Below are 392 nucleotides of genomic sequence, written 5' to 3' on the forward strand. Positions count from 1 at the left end.
CTCCAGCGCGGAACGCAGGTAACCTTTTCACTCTTTTTGAATTCGCGGACTATGTAGTCGATGAACTCCGGGACGAGCGTGGGCATATCTCCTGCAACAACGAAAGAATCCCCGAGGTATAGGGTCGTAAATATTCCTCCAATTGGGCCAACGAGAAGCTCATCAACAAGAACCTGGTAGCCAAAGGTTTTCAGCTTTTCAGCGTTTTTAGGGGAAGCAACAATGACAACTTCGTCTATTTCATCCGCTGATTCAAGTCTCTCAATTGTATGAAGGATCAATGGCTTTCCGTCAATTCTGTACAGAAGTTTGTTTCCACCAAAGCGCTTTGACCTGCCTCCCGCTAGAACCGCTCCGATCAATTCCTTCCCTCCACGTTGGTGCTTTAGTGT

General features: G+C 47.4%; 1 protein-coding gene. It reads right to left on the reverse strand.

Annotated elements, in window-relative coordinates; genetic code table 11:
- Nucleotides 1-362: NTP transferase domain-containing protein (locus tag E3E37_RS11435; RefSeq protein ID WP_167717471.1), on the reverse strand; the 362-nt coding region annotated here is incomplete at its 3' end.
- Between the last annotated feature and the right edge of the window lie 30 nt (nucleotides 363-392).

The organism is Thermococcus sp. ES12, assembly GCF_012027515.1.
In the GTDB taxonomy this organism is placed as follows: Archaea; Methanobacteriota_B; Thermococci; order Thermococcales; family Thermococcaceae; genus Thermococcus; species Thermococcus barossii.